Annotated in this window: 17 protein-coding genes, 1 tRNA gene and 2 pseudogenes; 5 read left to right on the top strand and 15 right to left on the bottom strand. The window is 59.5% G+C overall.

All coding sequences use genetic code 11. The features are described from left to right. The first annotated feature begins 1 nt into the window (after position 1). From queC to nadA, 3 genes are all read left to right on the top strand, one after another. Positions 2–694: a 7-cyano-7-deazaguanine synthase QueC gene (gene queC, locus CCX46_RS23650; protein ID WP_127929516.1), complete on the top strand. Its 693-nt coding sequence runs from the start codon at positions 2–4 to the stop codon at positions 692–694. A 62-nt stretch (positions 695–756) separates the two neighbouring features. Then, a tRNA-Lys gene (locus CCX46_RS23645) sits at positions 757–832 on the top strand. 271 nt (positions 833–1,103) lie between these two features. Continuing rightward, positions 1,104–2,162, top strand: a complete 1,059-nt coding sequence (gene nadA, locus CCX46_RS23640; protein ID WP_016773509.1) for a quinolinate synthase NadA — start codon at positions 1,104–1,106, stop codon at positions 2,160–2,162. 134 nt (positions 2,163–2,296) lie between these two features. Here the strand turns inward: nadA and CCX46_RS23630 are convergent, their stop codons facing one another. The 12 genes from CCX46_RS23630 to arcD (CCX46_RS23570) form a co-directional block, all read right to left on the bottom strand. Then, a complete protein-coding gene (locus tag CCX46_RS23630) occupies positions 2,297–2,785 on the bottom strand; it encodes an RDD family protein (protein WP_127929515.1) in 489 nt (162 codons plus the stop codon). A gap of 97 nt (positions 2,786–2,882) precedes the next feature. Next, the gene (locus CCX46_RS23625) at positions 2,883–3,095 is read right to left on the bottom strand and encodes a cold-shock protein (RefSeq protein WP_003227496.1); all 213 of its coding nucleotides are present in this window, start codon (positions 3,093–3,095) and stop codon (positions 2,883–2,885) included. A gap of 403 nt (positions 3,096–3,498) precedes the next feature. Then, entirely contained in the window at positions 3,499–4,623 is a 1,125-nt protein-coding gene (gene gcvT / locus CCX46_RS23620; RefSeq protein ID WP_127929514.1) for a glycine cleavage system aminomethyltransferase GcvT, read from the bottom strand. A gap of 149 nt (positions 4,624–4,772) precedes the next feature. Continuing rightward, positions 4,773–6,149 (bottom strand): L-serine ammonia-lyase, encoded by a 1,377-nt coding sequence (locus CCX46_RS23615; protein WP_127929513.1) that lies wholly within the window; start codon positions 6,147–6,149, stop codon positions 4,773–4,775. 205 nt (positions 6,150–6,354) lie between these two features. Beyond that, entirely contained in the window at positions 6,355–9,207 is a 2,853-nt protein-coding gene (gene gcvP / locus CCX46_RS23610) for an aminomethyl-transferring glycine dehydrogenase (protein WP_127929512.1), read from the bottom strand. A gap of 11 nt (positions 9,208–9,218) precedes the next feature. Then, positions 9,219–9,602: a glycine cleavage system protein GcvH gene (gene gcvH / locus CCX46_RS23605; protein WP_127929511.1), complete on the bottom strand. Its 384-nt coding sequence runs from the start codon at positions 9,600–9,602 to the stop codon at positions 9,219–9,221. A 453-nt stretch (positions 9,603–10,055) separates the two neighbouring features. Further along, entirely contained in the window at positions 10,056–11,564 is a 1,509-nt protein-coding gene (locus CCX46_RS23600) for a sigma-54-dependent transcriptional regulator (RefSeq protein WP_127929510.1), read from the bottom strand. Positions 11,565–11,969: 405 nt separating this feature from the next. Next, on the bottom strand, positions 11,970–12,332 hold the full coding sequence (locus CCX46_RS23595) for a DUF5064 family protein (RefSeq protein WP_008086543.1): 363 nt from the start codon (positions 12,330–12,332) through the stop codon (positions 11,970–11,972). Positions 12,333–12,394: 62 nt separating this feature from the next. Then, entirely contained in the window at positions 12,395–13,324 is a 930-nt protein-coding gene (gene arcC / locus CCX46_RS23590; protein WP_034153407.1) for a carbamate kinase, read from the bottom strand. A 149-nt stretch (positions 13,325–13,473) separates the two neighbouring features. Then, positions 13,474–14,484: an ornithine carbamoyltransferase gene (locus CCX46_RS23580; RefSeq protein ID WP_008086805.1), complete on the bottom strand. Its 1,011-nt coding sequence runs from the start codon at positions 14,482–14,484 to the stop codon at positions 13,474–13,476. Positions 14,485–14,553: 69 nt separating this feature from the next. Then, a complete protein-coding gene (arcA, locus tag CCX46_RS23575; RefSeq protein ID WP_038366599.1) occupies positions 14,554–15,810 on the bottom strand; it encodes an arginine deiminase in 1,257 nt (418 codons plus the stop codon). Between the two features lie 33 nt (positions 15,811–15,843). After that, positions 15,844–17,271 (bottom strand): arginine-ornithine antiporter, encoded by a 1,428-nt coding sequence (arcD, locus tag CCX46_RS23570; protein WP_127929508.1) that lies wholly within the window; start codon positions 17,269–17,271, stop codon positions 15,844–15,846. Between the two features lie 437 nt (positions 17,272–17,708). Here arcD (CCX46_RS23570) and arcD (CCX46_RS23565) point away from each other — a divergent pair, with 437 nt between their 5' ends. Together arcD (CCX46_RS23565) and CCX46_RS23560 are read left to right on the top strand one after the other, a co-directional pair. Next, positions 17,709–19,136: an arginine-ornithine antiporter gene (gene arcD / locus CCX46_RS23565; RefSeq protein ID WP_007908041.1), complete on the top strand. Its 1,428-nt coding sequence runs from the start codon at positions 17,709–17,711 to the stop codon at positions 19,134–19,136. Continuing rightward, positions 19,133–19,996: a DNA-3-methyladenine glycosylase family protein gene (locus CCX46_RS23560; protein WP_127929507.1), complete on the top strand. Its 864-nt coding sequence runs from the start codon at positions 19,133–19,135 to the stop codon at positions 19,994–19,996. Before arcD (CCX46_RS23565) ends, CCX46_RS23560 begins: the two co-directional genes overlap by 4 nt. Before the next feature lie 337 nt (positions 19,997–20,333). On the opposite strand, the gene CCX46_RS23555 is transcribed toward CCX46_RS23560, so the two are convergent. The 3 genes and pseudogenes from CCX46_RS23555 to CCX46_RS31235 all read right to left on the bottom strand — a co-directional run. After that, positions 20,334–21,683: a CoA transferase gene (locus CCX46_RS23555; protein ID WP_127929506.1), complete on the bottom strand. Its 1,350-nt coding sequence runs from the start codon at positions 21,681–21,683 to the stop codon at positions 20,334–20,336. Positions 21,684–21,876: 193 nt separating this feature from the next. Continuing rightward, positions 21,877–22,404, bottom strand: a pseudogene (locus CCX46_RS31240) (methyl-accepting chemotaxis protein); the annotation flags it as partial. A gap of 330 nt (positions 22,405–22,734) precedes the next feature. Next, positions 22,735–23,742, bottom strand: a pseudogene (locus tag CCX46_RS31235) (PDC sensor domain-containing protein); the annotation flags it as partial. Positions 23,743–23,770: the final 28 nt, after the last annotated feature.

Genomic DNA, 23,770 nt, shown 5'->3' with positions numbered 1-23,770 from the left:
TATGACCGAACAACTGAACACCACCGAAAAACGTGCGGTCATCCTGCTGTCCGGTGGCCTGGACTCGGCGACCGTTGTAGCCATGGCGCGCGCGCAGGGCTACAGCTGCTACACCATGAGCTTCGATTACGGTCAGCGTTCCCATGCCGAATTGCACGCCGCTGCACGCGTCGCCCGCGACCTGGGCGTGGTTGAGCACAAAGTAGTCGGCCTGAACCTGAATGGCATGGGCGGTTCGGCCCTGACTGACACCAGCATCGAGATTCCAGAAGAGCTGGGCGAAGGCATTCCAGTGACGTACGTGCCGGCGCGTAATACGGTGTTCTTGTCGCTGGCATTGGGTTGGGCGGAAGTGCTCGGTGCCCGCGATATCTTCATTGGTGTTAATGCGGTGGATTACTCGGGCTATCCGGATTGCCGTCCGGAGTTCATCGAATCGTTCGAGCGTATGGCCAATCTGGCGACCAAGGCGGGCGTCGAAGGCAATGGCTTCCGCATCCAGGCGCCCCTGCAGAACCTTAGCAAGGCGCAGATCGTTCAGGCGGGCGTGAAGCTTGGCGTTGATTATGGCCTCACCGTGTCCTGCTATCAGGCCGACGATGACGGCCGCGCGTGCGGCAAATGCGACAGCTGCCGCCTGCGCGCAGAGGGCTTCGCGGCAGCTGGTGTGGACGATCCAACACCTTATTTTTGATTATTTTCAAAAAGGTGTTGAATAGTCCTTAAAAATCAGTATTATACGCGCCACCACACAGCGGGTCGTTAGCTCAGTTGGTAGAGCAGTTGGCTTTTAACCAATTGGTCGTAGGTTCGAATCCCACACGACCCACCATATTTGGCGGTTTAGAAAATCCGGAAGGCCCACGAAAGTGAGGATTTCCGGGTTTTTTTTTGCCTGTAATTTCGCTATGCGTTATTTCAATACTCGCAGCGCTGACGCAGGTCAGAATCATCTTTTGTATCAACGGGATATTCTGTAGCCTTGCGCAGCTTCAACGCTGTCCGTGCCTGATAATACTCACTCTCCCGGCGGTACCCTCAAGCGGTCCGGAGCCGGGTGTATACTCGACTTTCGCGCGAACGCGCCTGCAGGTCTTGCGAACATGACGCAGATTTCCGAACGCCTTCTGGTTCAAGCCCACCTCGATGCCAAACAGCCCAAACCGCTGACGGCTGAGGAAGAGGCTTATTACCGTTCCGCCATCGCCGCCGAGCTCAAGGCTCAGGACGCGGTGCTGGTGGCCCACTTTTATTGCGATCCGGTGATTCAGGCTCTGGCCGAAGAAACCGGTGGCTGTGTCTCTGACTCCCTGGAAATGGCCCGCTTCGGCAACGCTCACCCGGCCAAAACCGTGGTGGTCGCCGGCGTGAAGTTCATGGGCGAGACGGCGAAGATTCTCAACCCGGAAAAACGCGTGCTGATGCCAACCCTCGAAGCGACCTGCTCACTGGATCTGGGTTGCCCGGTCGACGAGTTCTCGGCGTTCTGTGATCAGCACCCGGAGCGCACGGTGGTGGTCTACGCCAATACGTCCGCTGCTGTGAAAGCGCGGGCTGACTGGGTGGTGACATCGAGTTGCGCGCTGGAGATCGTCGAAAGCCTGATGGACAACGGTGAGACCATCATCTGGGGCCCGGACAAACACCTCGGCACCTACATTCAGCGCAAGACCGGCGCTGACATGCTGCTCTGGGACGGTGCCTGCATCGTTCACGAAGAGTTCAAGTCCAAGCAGCTCGAAGACATGAAAGCGTTGTACCCGGATGCTGCGATCCTCGTGCACCCGGAGTCGCCGACCTCAGTGATCGAGCTGGCGGATGCCGTCGGTTCCACCAGCCAGTTGATCGCTGCCGCGCAGAGCCTGCCGAACAAGACGCTGATCGTGGCCACCGACCGGGGCATCTTCTACAAGATGCAGCAGCTGTGCCCGGACAAGGTCTTCATCGAGGCGCCAACCGCCGGTAACGGCGCAGCGTGCCGCAGTTGCGCACATTGCCCGTGGATGGCCATGAACACCCTTGAGCGCACGCTGAAGAGCTTGAAGGAAGGCACGAACGAGATCTTTGTCGATCCGGCGTTGATTCCGCAGGCGATTCGGCCGTTGAAGCGCATGCTGGATTTCACTCAGGCTGCGCGTATGAAGCTGGCCGGTAACGCCTGAATTCTGAAAAGCGCCACAAAACCTGTGGGAGCGAGCCTGCTCGCGAAAGCGGTGTATCAGTCACCATTGAAATCGACTGATACGCCGCCTTCGCGAGCAGGCTCGCTCCCACAGTGGTTTTCAGAGTCTGGAAATTATTTGGTCTTCTTCGGGACCCGGACGACGCGGGTATCGGAATAGATGTCATGCCACGTGCGCTTCTGCTTGTCGTAAAGCGACCAGAAGAATCCCAGCCCCACGCACAGCCACGACGCAATCGACACCATAAACCGCAACAGCGCCTGCCACAGACTGATCGCGGTGCCATTGGCGTTCTGTACGCGAATGCCCCACACCTGCATGCCCAGTGTCTGCCCGCCATGGGTCCAGAATTTTGCAAAGAATGCGAACAGCACCAACACCAGCACCGTCGAGTAGAGCGGATCACCGTCCAGTTGCCCGGCGTCGGTCATCACCCGCAGACGTTCTTCGCCGATGATCGCTGCCTGGATCAACTTGTAAACGAATCCGGTGACGATCAGCAGAGCGGTGCACAGCAGAAAGTCATAGAACATCGCAGCCAGACGCCGGCCAAGGCCAACGGCAGGAAAATCGCCCTGTGGGGTGAGCAGGTTTTTCGACATGGCAGCCTCTGGACGCAAATTGAAGCGCCATTTTACGGATTCGCGCGCACAAAAAAGCCCCTGATATCAATATCAGGGGCTTTTTCGTAACAGAAGATCAGGCTTCTGCTTGTACTTCGTCAGCCTGCATGCCTTTCTGGCCTTGCACAGCAACGAAGGTCACTTTCTGGCCTTCTTTCAGGCTTTTGAAGCCGTTGCCCTGAATGGCGCGGAAATGCACGAACAGATCCGGACCGCTTTCTGGAGTGATAAAACCAAAACCTTTCTCGTCGTTAAACCACTTGACGGTACCGCTCTGACGTGTGGACATTTCTTATTTCCTTTGACGCAAAAATTGATGACAGTCTCTTTCACATGAAAGAGTACTGGGGCTGGTTGCAGGAGAGTAAGAAGACGTCGAACGGGATGTAGCTAACTTGTAGGCTACTGCCCAGGTCACGATTCAAAGCTGACCCATGCAAACACAGTGGACAAACTCTACGCCAACTACGGGAGAAAAAACAAGCCCTGCGAAGCCCCCGGTTTTACTGAGCTTGAGCAAGTTAATCCTTTCACTAGTGCGGGCTTAGACGATTCGCTTGTTCAATTGTTTTCGAACGTTATAAGCAAATTTCATATTCGAATCGATTGTTAGAAAATGCACTTTTTTGTGGCGATTGCGTTACACATTAGTGCACGCATTACGCAATCGCGTTACTTATAGAAACAGTCAATCAACCACGATAGTAGCGTTGTGGAACAAATGGCATTTTGCTTACAAGCATTTGCACCTTTTTCCCACGCACGATGGCCCAAACCGGTGTGTCGAGGGTGACATAAGCGCTGTCGAGGTAACCCATCGCCAACGGCCCGCCCAAGGTCGGACCAAAGCCACCGCTGCACACGCTGCCGATGATCTCGCCGGCTTCGTTGACGATTTCTGCACCTTCACGCACTGGCGTGCGTTCCTGTGGCAGCAAGCCGACGCGTTTGCGTGCGACGCCATTCTGTTGCTGGGCGAAAACGTTTTCCGCACCGGGGAAACCGCCGGCCCGCGCGCCATCAGCGCGACGTGGCCTGGAGACCGCCCAGAGCAGGCTGGCTTCGATTGGCGTGGTCTCGGTGTTCATGTCGTGGCCATACAGGCACAGGCCGGCTTCCAGGCGCAGCGAGTCGCGAGCACCGAGGCCGATAGCCTGAACTTCCGGTTCGGCGAGCAGGGCGCGCGCGAGTTTTTCCGCATCGGCGGCCGGTACCGAGATTTCGAAACCGTCTTCACCGGTGTAGCCCGAGCGGCTGACGAAGCAATCCACGCCCAGCAACGACACGCGGTTGAATTGCATGAAGGTCATCTTCGCCACGTCAGGAGCCAGGCGCGCCAGCACAGTGACCGCTGCCGGACCTTGCAGTGCGAGCAGTGCGCGCTCTTCGAACAGCGCCGTAATGGTGCACTGATCGCCGATGTGTTTTTGCAGGTGAGCCAGGTCCTGATCCTTGCACGCGGCGTTGACCACCAGGAACAGTTCGTCGTTGCCGAGGTTGGCAACCATCAGGTCATCGAGAATGCCGCCGTTGTCGTTGGTGAACATCGCGTAACGCTGCATGCCCACCGGCAGGTCGATGATGTCCACTGGCACCAGGCTTTCCAGGGCTTTGGCGGCGTTGGCACCGGTCAGGCGGATCTGGCCCATGTGCGAGACGTCGAACAGCCCGGCGTGTTCACGGGTGTGTTGGTGTTCTTTCATTACGCCGAGCGGGTATTGCACCGGCATGTCGTAGCCGGCGAACGGCACCATGCGGGCGCCGAGTTCGATGTGCAGAGCGTGCAGCGGGGTTTTCGACAGTTGTTCGGTGGACATGCGTGGCTCCTTGAAAATTTGAGTTTGGGGGTATGGGGCTAGATTAAGATCAAGATCAAAAGCCCCTCACCCCAGCCCTCTCCCAGAGGGAGAGGGAGTTAGGTACGTTTATCTCCCGGAGGGAGAGGGGGGCTAGTTACGTTTCGTGGTCAGCATTCGATAATGTTGACCGCCAGACCGCCGCGGGCGGTCTCTTTGTATTTGCTTTTCATGTCGGCGCCGGTCTGGCGCATGGTGCGGATGACTTTGTCGAGGGAGACGAAATGCTGGCCGTCGCCACGCATGGCCATGCGTACCGCGTTGATGGCTTTCACCGAACCCATCGCATTGCGCTCGATGCACGGCACTTGCACCAGTCCGCCAATCGGGTCGCAGGTAAGGCCGAGGTTGTGTTCCATGCCGATTTCTGCGGCGTTTTCGACTTGCTGAACACTGCCGCCGAGCACTTCACACAACGCGCCAGCCGCCATTGAGCAGGCAACACCGACTTCACCCTGACAACCGACTTCGGCGCCGGAGATCGAGGCGTTTTCCTTGTAGAGAATGCCGATGGCCGCCGCGGTCAGCAGAAAGCGCACGACGCCGTCGTCATTCGCACCGGGGATAAAGCGCATGTAGTAATGCAGTACCGCCGGAATGATCCCCGCTGCACCGTTGGTGGGTGCGGTGACCACGCGGCCGCCATTGGCGTTTTCTTCGTTGACCGCCAAGGCGTAGAGGTTGACCCAGTCGAGCACCGACAACGGATCGCGCAACGCTGATTCCGGGTTCTTGCACAGTTGCCGATGCAGCGCTGCCGCACGACGTTTGACCTTCAAACCGCCAGGCAGAATGCCTTCGTTACGACAACCGGCGGCAACGCAGTCCTGCATCACTTGCCAGATTTTCAGCAGGCCGGCACGGGTCTCCGCTTCGGGGCGCCAGGCGCTTTCGTTGGTCAGCATCACCTGGCTGATCGACAGACCGTAGGTGGCGCAATGACCGAGCAAGTCCTTGGCACTTTTGAACGGGAAGGTCAGCGGTGTGGCGTCTTCGACGATGCGATCGGCGCCGGCCGCGTCCTCATCGACAACAAAACCACCACCGACCGAGTAGTACTCGCGGCTGCGGATCTGAATCCCCGCCGCATCGAAGGCCCGGAAGATCATGCCGTTGGGGTGATAGGCCAGCGGCTTGCGGATCATCGCCAGGTGTTCTTTCTCGTTGAACGCGATGCTGTGTTCGCCGAGCAGATTCAGTCGGCCGTTGCCGCGAATTTCTTGCAGGCGTGCGGCGACGGTTTCGGTATCGACGGTATCGGGATGTTCGCCTTCGAGGCCGAGCAGCACGGCTTTGTCGCTGCCGTGACCTTTACCAGTAGCGCCGAGGGAACCGTACAACTCGACGCGAACGCTGGCGGTGGTGGTCAGCAGGTTTTCACGGCGCAGACCTTCGGCGAAACGCGCAGCAGCACGCATCGGGCCGACGGTGTGGGAACTGGAGGGGCCGATGCCAATCTTGAACAGGTCGAACACGCTTAACGACATGAGTGGTTCTCCGGTTTCTTGTTATAGGAATTGGCGAAAGTCCGAAATCGGTTGCAGATCCCTTGTGGGAGCGAGCCTGCTCGCGAAAGCGCTGTGTCAGCCAACCTTTCATTAACTGACACTACGCTTTCGCGAGCAGGCTCGCTCCCACAGGGGGATCTGTGGTGTTGCAGAAATCGGGGCGATTAAAACGCCCCTCATTCAATTAAGCGTAGCTTTCGATCGACGGGCAGGCGCACACCAGGTTGCGATCGCCGAACACGTTGTCGACGCGACCGACCGGTGGCCAGTATTTGCCTTCAATCAACGACGCAACCGGATAAACGGCCTGCTCGCGGCTGTACGGGTGGGTCCACTCGCCAACCAGTTCCGCAGCGGTGTGCGGCGCGTTCTTCAGCGGGTTGTCGTCCTTGTCCAGCGTGCCGTTTTCCACCGCGCGGATTTCTTCGCGGATACGGATCATGGCGTCGCAGAAGCGATCCAGCTCTTCTTTGGATTCACTTTCGGTCGGCTCGATCATCAGCGTGCCCGCAACCGGGAACGACATGGTCGGCGCGTGGAAACCGAAGTCGATCAGGCGCTTGGCGACGTCATCAACGCTGATGCCGCTGCTGTCTTTCAACGGACGCAGATCGAGAATGCACTCGTGCGCCACCAGACCGTTGCTGCCGGTGTACAGCACTGGATAGTGCTCTTCGAGGCGACGGGAAATGTAGTTGGCATTGAGGATCGCCAGCTGCGAAGCGCGCTTCAGACCGGCGCCGCCCATCATTCGAATGTACATCCAGGTGATCGGCAGAATGCTCGCGCTGCCGAACGGTGCTGCGCAGACCGCGCCTTCCTTGCGCTCCATCTGGCCGTGGCCCGGCAGGAACGGCGTCAGGTGCGACTTGACGCCAATCGGGCCTACGCCCGGGCCGCCACCGCCGTGGGGGATGCAGAAGGTTTTGTGCAGGTTCAGGTGCGAAACATCGCCGCCGAACTTGCCCGGGGCGCAGAGGCCGACCATCGCGTTCATGTTGGCGCCGTCGATGTACACCTGGCCGCCGTTGTCATGAATGATCCCGCAGATTTCGCGGATGCCTTCTTCGAACACGCCGTGGGTCGACGGGTAAGTGATCATCAGCGCAGCGAGGTGTTCGCGGTGTTCGATGGCTTTGGCGCGCAGGTCTTCGATGTCGACGTTGCCACGCGCATCGCACGCGGTCACGACCACGCGCATGCCGGCCATGTTGGCGGTGGCCGGGTTGGTGCCGTGGGCGGACGACGGAATCAGGCAGATGTCGCGACGCTCATCGCCACGGCTCTGGTGATAGGCGCGGATCGCCAGCAGGCCAGCGTATTCACCTTGCGAACCGGCGTTCGGTTGCAGCGAGATCGCGTCGTAACCGGTGGCGGCGCAGAGCATCGCTTCCAGTTCGTCGGTCAGTTGCTGGTAACCGGCGCTTTGCGCGGCCGGGGCGAACGGGTGCAGTGCACCGAATTCAGCCCAGGTCACCGGGATCATTTCGCTGGCAGCGTTGAGTTTCATGGTGCACGAGCCCAGCGGGATCATGGTGCGATCCAGTGCCAAATCCTTGTCGGCCAGTTTGCGCAGGTAGCGCATCAGCTCGGTTTCCGAGTGATAACGGTTGAACACCGGGTGGCTGAGGATTGGCGACTGGCGTACCAGCGAAGCAGGGATAGTGCTTTGAACCGAAGCGGCGAGGACGGCGAAGTCCGGCAGGGTCTTGCCGTCGGCGAACAGGCCCCACAGGGTTTCGATGTCAGCCTGCGTGGTGGTTTCGTCGACCGACAGGCCCAGACGCTGAGCGTCGATCACGCGCAGGTTGATCTGCGCCACGTGCGCCTTGTCGTGCAGCGCAGCGGTTTGTGCGCCGGTGGCTACTGTCAGGGTGTCGAAGAAGCTGGCTTGTTCGACTTTCGCGCCCAGCGCGGTCAGGCCCTTGGCCAGAATCGCGGTCAGGTGATGCACGCGGTTGGCGATCTGCGTCAGGCCCTTTGGGCCGTGGTAGACGGCGTACATGCTGGCGATGTTGGCCAGCAGCACTTGCGCGGTGCAGATGTTCGACGTGGCCTTCTCGCGGCGGATGTGTTGCTCGCGGGTTTGCATCGCCAGACGCAGCGCCGGCTTGCCGAAGCGGTCAACCGACACACCGACCAGACGGCCCGGCATGTCACGCTTGAACGCATCCTTGGTGGAGAAGTAAGCGGCGTGCGGGCCACCGAAGCCCAGCGGTACACCGAAGCGTTGTGCCGAACCGATGGCGACGTCGGCGCCGAATTCACCCGGGGCGGTCAGCAGCGTCAGGGCCAGCAGGTCAGCGGCCACGGCCACCAACGCGTTGGCGGCGTGGAAGCGTTCGGTCAGTTCGCGGTAGTCGAACACATCACCGTTGCTCGCCGGGTATTGCAGCAGTGCGCCGAAGAACGGCGTCACGTCAGTCAGTTCACGCTCATCGCCCACAACGACTTCGATGCCCAGCGGCTCGGCACGGGTGCGCAGCACGTCGAGGGTTTGCGGGTGGCTGTGGATCGAGGCGAAGAATTGGTGGCTGCCCTTGTTCTTGCTCAGGCGTTTGCAGAAGGTCATGGCTTCGGCAGCGGCGGTGGCTTCGTCGAGCAGCGAGGCGTTGGCGATCGGCAGGCCGGTGAGGTCGCTGATCATGGTCTGGAAGTTCAGCAGCGCTTCGAGACGGCCTTGGGAAATTTCTGGCTGGTACGGCGTGTAAGCGGTGTACCAGGCCGGGTTTTCCAGCAGGTTGCGCAGGATCGGCGACGGCGTGTGGCAGTTGTAGTAGCCCTGGCCGATGTAGGTCTTGAATAGCTGGTTTTTGCCGGCGATGCCTTTGATCATTGCCAGGGCATCGGCTTCGCTGAGGCCGTCGTCCATGCCAAGCACGCTGGTGCCCTTGATGCTTTCCGGGATGACGCTGGCGCTCAGCGCTTCGAGGGAATCGAAGCCGAGGCTGTTGAGCATGGCTTGCTCGTCACCGGCGCGCGGGCCGATGTGACGGGCAATGAATTCGTTGGCGGTGCCAAGGTTTACTTGAGTCATGTCGGTGTTCCTCAGGCTTCGGCTTGGGCTTTGATCAGACGGTCGTAGGCGTCCTGGTCGAGCAGTTTGGCCACGGCCGATGCGTCGCTAGGTTGGAAGCGGAAGAACCAGCCTTCGCCCAGCGGATCTTCGTTGACCAGTTCCGGGGCATCTTCCAGCGCCGGGTTGACTTCCAGTACGTCGCCGTCGAGGGGCATGTACACGCCGCTGGCGGCTTTCACCGATTCCACGGTGGCGGCTTCGGCGCCTTTTTCGTAAGCCTGCAGCTCAGGCAGTTGCACGAACACCACGTCGCCCAAGGCGTTCTGCGCGAAAGCGGTGATGCCGACAGTAACGCTGCCGTCAGCTTCGGTGCGCAGCCATTCGTGATCTTCAGTAAAACGCAACTCGCTCATGGAAACTCCTCAGGGGGCCAGACTCGTCTGGTGGACGCGGTGGAATAGTCGGGCGCGAAGGCCCTTATTTATGAGGGGTTGATTAGCAAGAACGCGGCCAATGTTGAATTATTCATATAAATCAATAAGTTATATGTTTTGGTGAGATGGTTTGAGCGGGAGCGTGTAGCGAAATCGCTACAGGCTGGGGCGAGGAGAAAAGCTGAACGGGATCAAAGCCTTGCACAGCGGTGATCGGAGGCGGGTGTAGCGATATCGTTCCGCTGTAGCGCTTTCAGTACAGGTGGAGGTCGTTTTTGAACGGATTTCGAATCCACCCTCTAACCCCTGTGGGAGCGAGCCTGCTCGCGAAGAGGAAGTGTCAGTCACCAATGATTTTGCTGATATACCGCTTTCGCGAGCAGGCTCGCTCCCACAGTGGGGGTATTTCCCACAGGAGGATTCGTGGTGGGTTCAGGGTTTGTTGGGGATGCCGTATTTGCGCAGGCGATGGGCGATGGCGGTGTGCGAAGTTTGCAGGCGGCTGGCCAGTTGGCGGGTCGAGGGGTAGCTGACGTAGAGTTTTTCCAGCAGCGATCGCTCGAACGCTTCGACCGCTTGTTCGAGGCTGTCGACGTCGCTGTCGGTCTGCCGCGCCACCGAGGTACCGGCAATGTCGAGATCGCCGATATCGACCAGGCTGCTCTCGCAAATCGCTGCCGCGCGGAAGATCACGTTCTGCAATTGTCGTACGTTGCCCGGCCAGCGATTGCCGAGCAGCGCCGGGTAAGTCCCCGGGGCGAGACGGCAGACCGGGCGCTGAATTTGCGCACAAGCCTGCTGCATGAAATAGCGTGCCAGCAACAGAATGTCCTGCCCGCGCTCACGCAGCGGCGGCACTTCGACGTTGAGCACGTTGAGGCGATAGAACAGGTCTTCGCGGAACAAGCCTTCGCTGACCATTTTTTCCAGATCGCGATGGGTCGCGCTGAGGATGCGCACGTTGACCTTCACTTCACGATCACCGCCCACGCGGCGGAAGCTGCCATCGTTCAAGAAACGCAGCAGCTTGGCCTGCAAATACGGCGACATCTCGCCGATCTCATCAAGAAACACTGTGCCTTGGTTGGCCAGTTCCATCAGCCCCGGTTTGCCGCCGCGCGCTGCTCCTGTGAAAGCACCGGGGGCGTAGCCGAACAATTCGCTTTCGGCGAGGTTCTCTGGCAACGCTGCGCAGTTGAGAGCGAGAAACGGTGCACTGTGCCGAGTGCTGATGGCGTGGCAGGCACGGGCAACCAGTTCTTTACCGGTGCCGGTTTCGCCTTGGATCAGCAGGGGGGCGTCGAGGGCGGCGACTCTTTGCGCGCGTGCCTTGAGGGTGCGGATTGCAGGCGACTCACCGAGCAGCGCGTCAAAACCTTCGGCATGGTCGTGGTGCAGTGCCGAGAGTTGTTCGCCGATGCGGTTCGGTTGATACAAGGTCAACAGCGCGCCAGCGTCGGTGATCGGCGTGGCGTCGAGCAGCAAGGTCTGACCGTTGACGGTAATTTCGCGCAGTGGCAAACGGAAGCCGTGTTCGAGCAAGGTGTCGAGCAGGGCCGGATCGTTGAACAGTTCAGAGACACTTTCACCGGCGGGTTCGCGACCGTAGATCGCTATTAGTGCCGGGTTGGCCAGCAGCACTTTGCCGGCGCTGTCGAGCGCCAAAACCGGATCGGTCATCGCCGCCAGCAATGCATCAAGCTGCAAGTGCCGACGCTGGCCGGGGAGGATGTCGACCACGGTCACCGCTTCCACGCCGAGCACGCGAAACAATGCATCTTTCAGCTCTTCGAGCACTTGTGGGCTGAGGGTCGGCGCGTCGATGTAGACGTTCGGCGGGATCATCTCCACCGCATCCAGATTGAGATTACGCCCGCCGAGGATAGCCAGGACTTCCTGGGTGATGCCGACGCGGTCGATGAAGCTGACGTGGATACGCATGGGGCGGTTCAGTGTTCTGCAGTGCGGAGGGTGGCAAGTATGCCTTGGGCTTGGAGAGAGGTGAAAGCAAAAGCACCCTCACCCCAGCCCTCTCCCGGAGTGAGAGGGGGCCGACCGAGGTGTCTGAGGTTTGACATCGACTTGAAAGAACCAGTCGATTATGGATTCGGTAAAGCAGAGTCGGGCCGGCAAAACTATCGAGCATCCCTCAATCAGTCCCCTCACCCCAGCCCTCTCCCGGAGGGAGAGGGAGCTGACCGAGGTGTCTGGCGCTACACGTCGACCTGAAAAATCGAGTCGATTATGGATTCAGTGATGCAGGATCAGGTCGGTGTAACTCTAGAGCATCCCCCAATCAGTCCCCTCTCCCTTTGGGAGAGGGCTAGGGTGAGGGGCTTTTGCGGGTTATTCGAAATGCTCAAGATTGACCGGATCCCCGGATTGCATATTCAACTTCTGCCGAATGTCTTCAAACATCAGGTCGTAATGCTTGTGCACAGAACCGATCTGGCTGTGAGCCTTTGGAATCCCGTACTTCTCGGCGATGCGGGTCACGTCACGGGCGAAGTTGTAAGCCTCTTCCTTGGGCAGGAAAAACGTTTCCTTCATGTCCTTGCCCTGCATGCTGCCATGCAGGGTGAACTGTATTCCTTTGCCTTTCGAAGGATCGGTAAACACTTCATAGTCGAGGTGTACGTTGTAATTGACGTCATCGTCGGTCAACGCGTGCCGCTCGATATGCAAATGACCAGGTTCGAATTGGGCCATGGTTTTCTCCTTTCAAGGCATGGGAGAAGGGCAGACCCTCGGCCTGCCCCCGCCGTTTCTAGTTATCGATAAGTGATGCCCGGCTTCGCGGTGGTCACACGCGTACCGGCAGTACCCTGGACAATCGCTTCGATATCCGCCAGCGAACCGATCACCGCGACCTTGCCAGTATGGCGCGCGAATTCGCAGGCTGCCTGCACCTTCGGCCCCATGGAGCCAGCGGCGAAACCGAGGCGTTCGAGTTCATCCGGGTGCGCTTCGGCAATGGCTTTCTGCGTTGGTTTGCCGTAGTCGATGAACGCCGCGTTGACGTCGGTGGCGATCACCAGCAGGTCGGCTTCCAGTTGCTCGGCGAGCAGCGACGAGCACAGGTCCTTGTCGATCACCGCCTCGATGCCTTTGAGATTACGGTTCTCGTCGTACATGGTCGGAATCCCGCCGCCACCGGCGCAAATCACGATGCTGCCCTTGTCCAGCAGCCACTTGATCGGGCGTATTTCGAAGATGCGTTTTGGTCGTGGGCTGGCCACCACGCGGCGGAATTTATCGCCATCCGGGGCAATCGCCCAGCCTTTTTCAGCGGCGAGTTTTTCTGCTTCGGCCTTGTCGTAGACCGGGCCGATGGGTTTGGTCGGGTTCTGGAAGGCCGGATCTTTGGCGTCGACTTCGACCTGAGTGAGCAGGGTGGCGAACGGCACTTCGAAGTCGAGCAGGTTGCCCAGTTCCTGTTCGATGATGTAGCCGATCATGCCTTCGGTTTCGGCACCGAGCACGTCCAGCGGGTAAGGGGTGACGGAGGTGTAGGCCGCCGCTTGCAACGACAGCAGGCCGACTTGCGGGCCATTGCCGTGGGCGATAACCAGTTGATTGCCGGGATGGATCTTGGCGATTTGCTCGGTGGCGATGCGGATGTTGGCGCGCTGATTGTCAGCGGTCATCGGTTCACCACGGCGGAGCAGGGCGTTACCGCCCAGAGCTACGACGATACGCATGGTGCATGTCCTTCTAATCAGAGGATGTTGATCGTTCCCACGCTCTGCGTGGGAATGCCGCCACGGACGCTCCGCGTCCGCTGTGACGCAGAGCGTCACGGGATGCATTCCCTCGCGGGAGCGTGGGAACGATCATGGATCAGCAGTGGTTACAGATCAGCCAGGGTCGAAACCAGAATCGCCTTGATCGTGTGCATGCGGTTTTCCGCTTGCTCGAAGGCGATGCAGGCAGGCGACTCGAACACGTCGTCGGTCACTTCGATGCCGTTTTTCAGGTGCGGATACTGTTCGGCGATTTGCTTGCCGACTTTGGTATCGCTGTTGTGGAACGCCGGCAGGCAGTGCATGAACTTGGTGCGCGGGTTGCCGGAGGCTTTCATCAGCTCGGCGTTGACCTGGTACGGCAGCAGTTGCTGGATACGCTCGGCCCAGGCTTCCACCGGTTCGCCCATCGATACCCAGACGTCGGTGTGAATGAAGTCGACGCCTTTGACGGCGGCTTTCGGGTCTTCAGTGAGGGTGATGCGCGCACCGCTTTCTTCCGCATATTTGTGGCAACGCTCGACCAGATCATCCAGTGGCCACAGCGCTTTCGGTGCACAGATACGCACGTCCATGCCGAGTTTGGCGCCGACCAGCAGCAGCGAGTTGCCCATGTTGTTGCGCGCATCGCCGAGGTAGGCGTAGCTGATCTCATGGATCGGCTTGTCGGCGTGTTCACGCATGGTCAGCACGTCGGCGATCATTTGCGTCGGGTGATATTCATCGGTCAGACCGTTGAACACTGGTACGCCGGCGAACTTGGCCAGCTCTTCGACGATTTCTTGTTTGAAGCCACGGTACTCGATAGCGTCGTACATGCGCCCCAGCACGCGGGCAGTGTCCTTCATGCTTTCCTTGTGGCCGATCTGCGAGGAGTTCGGGTCGATGTAGGTGACGTTGGCACCTTGGTCATAGGCCGCCACTTCGAACGCGCAACGGGTGCGGGTCGAGGTTTTTTCGAAGATCAGGGCGATGTTGTTGCCCTTCAGGTGTTGCTGCTCGGTGCCGGTGTACTTCGCGCGTTTGAGGTCGCGGGACAGGTCGAGCAGGTAACGCAGCTCACGTGGGGTGTGGTGTTCCAGGCTGAGCAGGTTACGGTTGTGAATGTTAAAAGCCATGATGGATCTCCTTCGGTGTCGGTTATCCCCCTGGCCGCACGTTGTAAGTGTCGGCCAGGGCTCAGAGGTTTAGTAATCGATCGGGTCGCGGATGATCGGGCAGGTCATGCAGTGGCCACCGCCACGGCCTCGGCCCAGTTCACCGGCGCTGATGGTGATGACTTCCACGCCGGCCTTGCGCAGCAGGGTGTTGGTGTAGGTGTTGCGGTCGTAGCCGATGACCACGCCCGGCTCCACGGCCACCACGTTGTTGCCGTCGTCCCATTGCTCGCGTTCGGCGGCGAAGCTGTTGCCGCCGGTTTCCACCACGCGCAGCTTCGGCAGGTTGAGGGCTTTGGCAACGGTATCGAGGAAGGTGCCTTCTTCGCGGCGGATGTCGATGCCGCCCTGTTTGCTTTCGTCAGGACGCAGGGTGAACGCGACGATCTGGTTCACCACTTCCGGGAAAATCGTCACCAGGTCGCGGTCGCAGAAGCTGAACACGGTATCCAGGTGCATCGCGGCGCGGGACTTCGGCAAGCCGGCAACGATGACTTTTTCCACGGCTTTGTTCTTGAACAGGTTCAGCGCCAGTTGGCCGATGGCCTGACGGGACGAGCGTTCGCCCATACCGATCAACACCACGCCGTTGCCGATCGGCATGACGTCGCCGCCCTCAAGGGTGGAGCTGCCGTGATCCTTGTCCGGGTCGCCGTACCAGATTTCGAACTCGGCGTTGGTGAACTGCGGGTGGAATTTGTAGATGGCGGTGGTCAGCAGGGTTTCCTGACGACGCGCTGGCCAGTACATCGGGTTCAGTGTCACGCCGCCGTAGATCCAGCAGGTGGTGTCGCGGGTGAACTGAGTGTTCGGCAGCGGCGGCAGAATGAAGCTGGAATGGCCGAGGAAGTCGCGGAACATCTGGATGGTCTTGCCACCGAAGCTGTCCGGCAGATCATCAGCGGAGACGCCGCCAATCAGGAATTCGGCGATGTGTCGCGGCTCGAGGCTTTTCAGCCAGGACTTCACTTCATTGATCAGGCCCAGGCCCACCGAATCGGCGGTGACCTTGCGCTCGAGAATCCAGTCCAGCGCTTCCGGGATGGCGACGATATCGGTCAGCAGGTTGTGCATTTCCAGCACGTCGATGCCGCGCTCGCGCATTTTGGTGACGAAGTCGAAGTGGTCGCGCTTGGCCTGAGCCACCCAGAGCACGTCATCGAACAGCAGTTCATCGCAGTTGTTCGGGGTCAGCCGCTGATGGGCCAGACCTGGGGAGCACACCATGACTTTGCGCAGTTTGCCGGCTTCGGAATGGACGCCGTACTTAACTTTTTCCGTGGTCATTTCAGATCCTCCAGATAACAAATCAATCAGGGATTACAGAGTCAGGAAGCCGTCGTAGAGACCGTAGGCAGCCACCAGGGCACCCACGACCACTGCGGCGAAAATCAGCTTCTCGACGTTAGTGAAAATCGGTTGTTTGAGTTCCAGCTTGGCTTTGGCGAACAGGATCGCGCCAGGTGCGTAGAGCAGGGCCGAGAGCAGCAGATACTTGACCCCGCCGGCATACAGCAGCCACACCGCGTAGATCAGCGCGATGCCGCCGATAAACAGATCCTTGCGCCGCTCGGCCGCGAAGCCTTCGTAGCTTTCCCCGCGCACCGCCAGCAGCAGGGCATAGGCCGCTGACCACAGGTACGGCACCAGAATCATCGAAGTGGCGAGGTAGATCAGCGACAGGTAAGTACTGGCCGAGAACAGCGTGATGATCAGGAAAATCTGCACCATCGCGTTGGTCAGCCACAGGGCGTTGACCGGGACGTGGTTGGCGTTTTCCTTGCGCAGGAACTCCGGCATGGTGTGGTCTTTGGCGGCGGCGAACATGATCTCCGCACACAGCAGCACCCACGACAGCAGCGCCCCCAGCAGGGAAATAATCAGACCGACGCTGATCAGCACCGCGCCCCAGTGACCGACCACGTGCTCAAGCACGGCGGCCATCGACGGGTTCTGCAGTTTCGCCAGTTCCGGCTGAGTCATGATGCCCAGCGACAGCACGTTGACCAGCACCAGAAACAGCAGCACGGTGATGAAGCCGATCACGGTGGCCTTACCGACGTCCGAGCGTTTTTCGGCGCGGGCGGAGAAGATGCTTGCACCCTCGATACCGATGAACACCCACACGGTGACCAGCATCATGTTGCGCACCTGGTTCATCACACTGCCCAGATCCGGATTCTTGATGCCCCAGATGTCGGCGGTGAAGATGTCCAGTTTGAAGGCGAACACGGCGATCAACACGAACAGCAGCAGTGGTACGACTTTGGCGACCGTGGTCACCAGGTTGATGAACGCCGCTTCCTTGATCCCGCGCAGCACCAGAAAGTGCACGGCCCACAGCAGCACCGAGGCGCCAATCACCGCAGCAACGGTGTTGCCCTCACCGAAAATCGGAAAGAAATAGCCGAGAGTGCTGAACAGCAGAACGAAGTAACCGACGTTACCCAGCCAGGCGCTGATCCAGTAACCCCAGGCAGATGAGAAACCCATGTAATCGCCGAATCCGGCCTTGGCGTAGGCGTAGACGCCGCCGTCCAGGTCAGGCTTGCGATTGGCGAGGGTTTGAAAGACAAAAGCGAGGGTGAGCATGCCGACAGCGGTGATGGCCCAGCCGATCAGTACGGCACCGACATCGGCGCTGGCCGCCATGTTTTGTGGCAAAGAAAATATCCCGCCACCGATCATCGAGCCGACTACCAATGCAACCAGTGCACCTAGTCGTAGTTTTCCGGGAGCTTCAGACATTGCATGACTCCATTGCAGGAGAGAAGAGATCACAGCGTAGTTCTGTTGTCTGTTCAAACAGCTGACTTAGATCAGTGCATGGTCACATTCCATTGTTAATGAATGACTTAGGCTTCGACTGAAGGCATAAATATCCTGCCCGCAAGGCCCGTCCTAGAGGCGTTGTGGCTACATTGTTGGGAATGGCTATTATTACTTTCGAATTATGACGCTAGTTCTTTTTCAGCTTTTGGCAAATTTTCAGCCTCTGTTTTCAGTACAGAATTGATTTATCAGGATCAGCGCACAAAACTGTCTTAACGTGCTAGGCGTTAGCGTCATCCGCTATATATAAACAGGCGTCAATTGGCGTTACCTGATAAACGTCATCTACCTTTATCGGTTTAGTTAATAGTTGTTACAAATGCACGCTCACCACACTTCAAAGGGAAACTGAAATGTCGCAACCGACGCAAAAGCTGCGATTAGGCGCGTTGATCGCCCTGGTGGTGGGTTCGATGATTGGCGGGGGGATTTTCTCGCTGCCGCAGAACATGGCGGCACGCGCCGATGCCGGGGCGATCCTGATCGGTTGGGGGATTACCGCGATCGGCATGCTGACTCTGGCGTTCGTCTTTCAGACCCTGGCCAATCGCAAACCCGAACTGGATTCCGGCGTGTATGCCTACGCCAAGGCCGGGTTTGGCGACTACATGGGCTTCTCGTCGGCGTGGGGTTACTGGATCAGTGCGTGGCTGGGCAACGTCGGTTATTTCGTCTTGCTGTTCAGCACCCTCGGTTACTTTTTTCCGGTGTTTGGCCAGGGCAATACGCCAATCGCCATCGGCTGCGCCTCGGTGCTGCTGTGGGCCGTGCATTTTCTGGTGATGCGCGGGATCAAGGAAGCGGCGCTGATCAATCAACTGACCACGGTGGCCAAAGTCGTACCGCTGATCATGTTCATCGTCATCGCTGCCGTCGCCTTCAAGGCTGACATTTTTACCCGCGACATCTGGGGCACCAGCAACCCGAATTTCGGCGGGGTGATGGATCAGGTGCGCAACATGATGCTGGTCACCGTGTTCGTGTTCATCGGCATCGAAGGCGCCAGTGTGTACTCGGCGCGGGCGGAAAAACGCAGCGATGTCGGCCGCGCCACGGTCATCGGTTTTATCGGTGTGCTGGCGCTGCTGGTGCTGGTCAACGTGCTGTCGCTGGGGATCATGAGCCAGCCGGAGCTGGCGAATCTGCAGAATCCGTCGCTGGCGGCGGTACTCGAACACATCGTCGGGCCGTGGGGCGCGCTGTTGATCAGCATCGGTCTGGCGATTTCCCTGCTCGGTGCGTTGTTGTCGTGGGCATTGCTCTGCGCGGAGATTCTCTTCGCCACGGCCAAGGACAAGACCATGCCGGCGTTCCTGAAAAAGGAAAACAAGAACCATGTGCCGGTCAACGCGCTGTGGCTGACCAACGCGATGATCCAGATTTTCCTGTTGATCACGCTGTTTTCGGCCGGGACTTACACCAGTCTGATTTATCTGGCTTCGTCGATGATTCTGGTGCCGTACCTGTGGTCGGCGGCGTACGCGGTGTTGCTCAGCGGGCGCGGCGAAACCTACGAACATGCCTCGGCTGAGCGCACCAAGGATCTGCTGATCGGCGGCATTGCCCTCGGTTACGCGGTGTGGTTGTTGTATGCCGGCGGAGTGAAGTATTTGCTGTTGTCAGCGCTGTTGTATGCGCCAGGGGTGATTTTGTTTGCCAAGGCCAAACATGAGGCGGGCGAGCCGTTGTTCACCCATGTCGAGAAGGGCATTTTTACCTGCGTGGTCATCGGTGCGGGGCTGGCGGCGTATGGGTTGTACAGCGGGGTGCTGTCGTTGTGAGGTTGCTGCTTGAGTATCGGCCGCCCTATGACTGGGCGGCGATGTTGGCGTTTCTGGCGGCGCGGGCGGTGTCAGGGATGGAGACCGTCGTTGAAGGTGTGTATTCGCGCAGCATTGGATTGAACGGTGTCCACGGGACAGTCTCGATTTGGCAGGAAACGGTAGATGCGCTGCAGGTTGAGTTGAGTTTTCCTGACATGGCGGCGGTGCCCGAGATCGTTGTCAGGTTGCGGCGGATGTTTGATCTGGACGCGGATCTGGCGGTGATGCACGGACATCTGGCAAATGATCCGTTGCTGGCGCGATTGATTGCCGAGCGCACGGGGTTGCGGATTCCCGGTGCGTGGGATGGGTTGGAGTTGGCCTTTCGCGCGGTGCTCGGGCAGCAGATTACGGTGGTGGCGGCGATTCGTCTGGCGGGGAAACTGGTCGCGCAATATGGCGCGCCGTTGGCTTCGACAGTGCCTGGATTGACGCATGTGTTTCCCGAAACGCGGGTATTGGCAGGCGCAGATCTGGCGGCGCTGGGTATGCCGAAGAGTCGCGGGCGGACGCTGTCGGGTGTGGCGCAGGCGTTGCTGGGTGAGCCTTCTTTGTTTGAACCGAATCGCGAGGGCGGCGTGGCGCGGTTGTTGGCGTTGCACGGGATTGGCGAGTGGACGGCGCAGTACATTGCGTTGCGACAGTTGCGCGACCTGGACGGGTTCCCGACCGGGGATGTCGGGTTGTTGCGGGCGTTGGAGGTGCTGGAAGGGCAGCGGCCAAACGCTTGGGAATTGTCTTTGCGGGCTGAGGCCTGGCGGCCTTATCGAGGGTATGCGGCGCAGCTTTTGTGGACATCTTTGAGCCGGGCAGATTGATACATCATCGCTTGGCCTGAAATTGCAGCCCTCACCCCAGCCCTCTCCCCGAGGGAGAGGGGGCCGATCGAGGTGTCTTGCGTTTTACATCGACCTGAAAGACCGAGTCGATTATGGATTCACCGATATTTGTTCAAGTCGGTGAGTCTCTTCAGTATCCCCGAATCGGCCCCTCTCTCTCTGAGAGAGGGGCCGACCGAGGTGTCTTGCGTTGTACATCGACCTGAAAGACCGAGTCGATTATGGATTCACCGATATTTGTTCAAGTCGGTGAATCTCTCGAATATCCCCCAATCAGTCCCCTCTCCCTCTGGGAGAGGGTTAGGGTGAGGGGCTTTTAATTCCACTGAGGGTGATGTGAACCCAGTTCTGTGGCCGGCAACGCCCACTGAATCGGTGTGCCGCTGATCTTCACCGGCACCTGCAAGCGATGCGCCGGTCCCCACGGGGTCTGCTCCACCAGCAAACCTTGATCCTGTTCATCCTCGGCGCGCAGCGCTTCAGTTATCCCAGACCCATGCTCGATCAACAGTTTCGCCGTGCGCGCCAGCGACAACCGCGTCGAGCCACCGCGACGCGTGTTCAAACGCTCGGTCAACAGTCGGAGCGCACTCGCCGCCATCAAATACCCCGTCGCATGATCCAGCGCCTGCACCGGCAACGGCGTCGGTTTGTTGGCCTGCATCCATTGCTGCCCGGCCTCGGCGATGCCGCTGCTCATCTGCACCAGACTGTCGAAGCCGCGGCGGTTCTGCCACGGGCCGCTCCAGCCATAAGCGTTGAGACCGACATCAATCAGGCCCGACGCGAGCTGGCGACGGCGCTCAACGCCGAAGCCGAGATTTTCCAGTGCGTCGGCGCGGTACCCGTGCAGCAGAATATCGGCGTCCTTCAACAGACTTTCGAATACCGCACGATCTGCTGAGTCATGCAGATTCAACCGCGCGCAGCGTTTGCCGAGGGTCATTTCCGGGACGACACCGGGCTCGTTCCAGGTCGGTGAGTCGATGCGTAATACATCGGCGCCAAGCCCGGCGAGAAAACGGCTGGCGGTGGGGCCGGCGAGCACGCGCGTCAGGTCCAGCACCTTGAGCCCGGCCAACGGTTGCGCCACCGAGCCTTGCCACGCTGGGGTATGTTCATCCGGCGAATCGATGAAATGCACCAGTGGCTCGGCATTTACCGCCAACCCCTGCGGATGTTTTTGCCACTGCGCCCAACTGCGCATTTCAGCGGCGCAGCCCTTGGCGTCGACCACCGCTTGCTCCAGATCCGTACTCGTCCATTGCGCCACTTTCGCCGCCATCGCGGCACGGTCGGCGCAGGCACCGAGCACGCGTTCAGCGGCAGCACGGTGATGCGGGGCGTTGGTGTGCAGGCGGATCCAGCCGTCTTGGGTGGCGTAGTCGCCTGCGATCGGGTCCCACAGTGGCGGCACTTGCCAGCCGAGGGGGCGGATCGAGGTCGAGAACCAGAGCGAGGCCAGACGTCGGTCGACTGCAACGTCGGGCAAGTGACCGGTCTGCTGTTCGATCAATTGGCTAACGGCCTGACCGGCCGCGGCCATGCTGGCGCAGGCAAGCTCGGTGACGGCGAACGCCGAGGGCAGGGCGCCTCGGTCGGTGAACGGGATCGGCGTATGCGGCAAGCCGAGTGCGGCTTGAATGGACGTGAGTAAATCAGTCATCGAAGGCCCTCCGGAGCGAGAGGGCGATGATAGTGCAAAAGAATCCCGAGTCAGATGAAATCACCGGCAGGTGAACACTTACCCCTGTGGGAGCGAGCCTGCTCGCGAAAGCGTTGGTTCATTCAATGATGATGTCGACTGACCCACCGCTTTCGCGAGCAGGCTCGCTCCCACAGGGATTTTTGCAGGTTTGCTAGACGCGGAACTGATCCATCAATTTCATCTGCTGACTGGCCAAGGCATTGAGCTGGCTGCTGATTGCTGCTGACTCAGTGGCTTGTTCAGTCAATGTTTCGGTCACGGTGCGGATGGCCGAGACATTGCGATTCACTTCTTCAGCCACCGCACTCTGCTGTTCGGCCGCGCTGGCAATCTGCAGGTTCATGTCGCTGATCACCGTCACCGCATCGCTGATCTTGCCCAGCGCATCCACCGCCTGACGAATCTGCCCGGCGTTGTTGTGCGCCTGGGTCTGGCTCGAATGCATGGTCGCGACCACGCCACGGGTGCCGGTCTGAATCTTTTCGATGACTATGCGAATTTCTTCCACCGAATCCTGCGTGCGCTTGGCGAGGTTGCGTACTTCATCGGCGACTACGGCAAAACCACGGCCACTCTCACCGGCGCGGGCCGCTTCTATGGCGGCGTTGAGGGCGAGCAGGTTGGTTTGTTCGGCGATGCTGCGGATCACCTCCAGTACCGAGCCGATCTGCTCGCTGTTGACTGCCAGTGCTTCAACCTCGGTCACTGCTTTGCTGACTTCATCGGCCAGTTGATTGATGTCACGGGTGCTGCGCTCGATGATCGACATGCCGTCCTTGGCCGACTGATCGGCACCTTTCGCGGCATTGGCGGCGTTCGATGCGCTGTTGGCGACGTCGTGGGCGGTGGCGCTCATTTCGTTGGACGCGGTGGCGACCTGGTCGATCTCGCGGAACTGCACCTGCATGCCTTCGCTGGTCTGTCGGGCGATTTCCGAAGACTGGTCGGCGGTGCCGCGTGCTTCGGTGATGCTCTGCTTGATCTGCGCGATAGTCGGTTGCAGCTTGTCGAGGAAACGGTTGAACCAGTTCACCAGTTCGCCCAGTTCATCCTGCTTGCTGTAGTTCAGACGTTGGGTCAGATCGCCTTCGCCGCTGGCGATGTTCTTCAGCATTTCGGCAACGCTATTGATCGGGCGAGTAACACCGGACGCGGTCAGCCAGATCAGCAACAGACCGACCAGACCCGCGACCACTGCCACCAGCAGTGCCGTGATCACGCCGGTTTCCTGAGCATCGTCGAGTACCGCTTGCAGCTTGACCGAGTCGGCCAGCAGCACTTGTTTCGGCAGGTCGATGACCACGCCCCAAGCGCGCGAGTTGCCGATCGGGTCGACCGGGTACACGGCACGAATCAGGTCGCCCTGTTCAAGAATCTTCGGTGTGCCGGAGGCCAGCAGTTGCAGCACATCCTTGCCATCGGCACCGAGGGTGTCGCTGATCTTTTTGCCGACCTTGCTCGCGTCGGAGCTGTCGGCGCCGAGCACGCCGCTGCCGGAGACGATCAGCATGTGCCCGGCGTTGTTGAACAGGCTGCGCTGGGAATCCACGGCCGCCGCTTGCAGGGCGTCGAGGGCGATGTCGACGCCGACCACGCCGATGGCTTTACCGTCGACAATCAACGGCACGGAAATGGTCGTCATGAGCATTTCCTTGCCACCGACGGTGTCGGCATACGGATCGAGCAGGCAGGTGCGCTTGTTGTCGCGAGGGCAGGTGTACCAACTGTTGTAGGGCGTGCCGCTGACGCTGAGGGTGGTTTTGGTCAGGTCTTCTTCGACCATGATGGTGTTCAGCGAGGCGCCGGCGGCGCGGCTCCAGTACGTGGCAAAACGTCCGGCTTCGTTGGACTGGCGCGCGGCATCGTTGGCGAATTCGCTGTCCTTGCCGTCGAGAGCGTTCGGTTCGAAAGCGAGCCAGATGCCCAGCACTTTATCGTTGCGCTCAAAAGCGGTTTTCAGGCTCAGGTTCAACTCTTCGCGCAAGGCGCCGGCGTCCAGCGAACGCTTGGCGGCCATTACCCGCATGTCCTTGATCTGATCCGCT

This window comes from Pseudomonas sp. RU47 (genome assembly GCF_004011755.1).
Lineage (GTDB): Bacteria > Pseudomonadota > Gammaproteobacteria > Pseudomonadales > Pseudomonadaceae > Aquipseudomonas.
Note: the sequence above shows the minus strand (reverse complement) of the source record. Positions and strands in the feature narration are given on the sequence as shown.